The organism is Streptomyces sp. NPDC085944 (genome assembly GCF_040686295.1).
GTDB lineage: Bacteria > Actinomycetota > Actinomycetes > Streptomycetales > Streptomycetaceae > Streptomyces > Streptomyces salinarius.
The window spans coordinates 1-1665 of sequence record NZ_JBFBJX010000051.1; the positions used below are offsets into that span (position 1 = coordinate 1).

Here is a 1665-nt window from a genome sequence, read left to right on the forward strand (position 1 = left end):
AGAAGCTGTTGTCTTTCCGGGCGCGATCGACGCGTTTCCGCTGGTCGGGGATAGGTCTGGTGGTTCCGTGGGAGTGGTGGCCTGTTGGGTCGTCGTTCCCCGGGAGGTCGCGGATGCCGTCAGTTGTTGGGCTGCTGGAACAGCACGAGCTCGCGGCTCGGCGTCGAGTCGACGGGCTGCGGGAGGAGGCCGACCGCATCCAGGCCGAGCTTGCCGCGGCCGAGTTGGAGTGGCAGGAGTGGGCGATCGCTCGCAGGCGGGTCGATACGGTACTGGCTCCGGACGATGGTGCCACCGCCGAGGCGGAGGTCACCGCCGATCCGCGGGATGCGGAGGTGCCGTCGATGCGGCGGGACGGGGCGAAGCCGAAGTCGCAGGTGCCGGTGTGGCGGCAGGGGCTGGCCTGGTCGGTGCTGTCGGTGGACTATCAGCGCATCCTCACGGCGCTCGCGGACCGGGCCCGGCTCCATCAAGGGCCGCTGACCTGCCAGGAGATGGCCGCCGTGTTCGGCATGGACGTGGTGCCGGCACGGGTGGAGGCCTTGCGGTCGAAGGCGAAACGCCTGGTCGCGCGGGGCTGGCTGGCCGAGCAGCAGCCGGGCCGGTTCACCCTCGCGGCAGGCGTGAGCGGGCCAGGCGACGGGTCATGAGCAAGGTCATCGACCAGTAGACCATCGCCTCCGCGCTGGTGGTGCGGCGCTCGAAGTCGCGCACGAGGCGGCGGCTTCGCATCAGGTGGGCGAAGAGGCGCTCGACGATCCACCGCTTGGGCAGCACCACGAAGCCGCGCATGTCGTCGCTGCGTTTGACGATTGCCAGGACCAGAGCGAACGTGGCCAGGCAGTATTCGACGAGGCTGCCGGTGTAGCCGCCGTCGGCCCAGACCAGTTCCAGCCGGTGGTGGGCGTCGGCGATCTGTCTGAGCAGCACCTGGGCAGCGGCGCGGTCGCCGACATCCGCGGCGGTGACCATCACGCCCAGCAGCAGGCCGAGGGTGTCGACCACGACGTGCCGCTTGCGGCCGTTGACGAGCTTGCCGCCGTCGAAGCCGCGGCTGTCCGCGCCGATGACGGCGTCCGCCTTGACGGACTGCGAGTCGATCACCCCAGCCGTCGGGTGCGCGTCCCGCCCCAGCTCCTCGCGGACCCTCGCGCGCAACCGGTCGTGGAACTCCTTGACCAGGGCGTTGTCACGCCACCGGCGGAAGAATGCGTAGATGCGGTCCCACGGCGGGAAGTCCACGGGCATCGCCCGCCACTTGATCCCGTTGTCCACGAGATACCGGATCGCATCGAGCATGGCCCGGTGGCAATACGCCTCCGGCCGGCCGCCCCTGCCGCGCATCCAGCCCGGCACCGGCAGCAGCGGCAGGACCCGGGCCCACTCCGCGTCCGTCATGTCCGTCGGATAGCGCGGCTGCCGCGTCCCGTTGTCGGCGGCGTTTCCGAACCGGTGAGCCAGACAGTCACACTCCCAGGTGACCGCGCTGGACTGCCCGGCCATCGGCACGCAAGACTGCTGCACCAGGGCCTCCTGCTGCTCGGTGATTCGACACCAACGAGCTGTTCAGGAGGCCCTGTTCGTATGCGCCCAGAGCCCCGCGACCACTCGATCGGGACTCCCGTTCGACGCGCATCTCTCAAGATCGAAAAGACAACAGCTTCT

General features: G+C 69.6%; 2 protein-coding genes. One reads left to right on the top strand and one right to left on the bottom strand.

Translation table 11 applies throughout. The features are described from left to right. Positions 1 to 113 precede the first annotated feature (113 nt). Complete coding sequence (locus AB0P07_RS36695; protein ID WP_365558756.1) at positions 114 to 650, top strand: hypothetical protein; 537 nt, start codon at positions 114 to 116, stop codon at positions 648 to 650. On the opposite strand, the gene AB0P07_RS36700 is transcribed toward AB0P07_RS36695, so the two are convergent. Beyond that, positions 607 to 1398, bottom strand: a complete 792-nt coding sequence (locus AB0P07_RS36700; RefSeq protein WP_365558753.1) for an IS5 family transposase — start codon at positions 1396 to 1398, stop codon at positions 607 to 609. The two genes, AB0P07_RS36695 and AB0P07_RS36700, sit on opposite strands and share 44 nt — an antisense overlap. Between the last annotated feature and the right edge of the window lie 267 nt (positions 1399 to 1665).

Coding starts and splice junctions, on each gene's coding strand:
- AB0P07_RS36695 (WP_365558756.1), top strand. CDS start 114: ATGCCGTCAGTTGTTGGGCTGCTGGAACAGCACGAGCTCGCGGCTCGG.
- AB0P07_RS36700 (WP_365558753.1), bottom strand. CDS start 1,398: ATGACGGACGCGGAGTGGGCCCGGGTCCTGCCGCTGCTGCCGGTGCCG.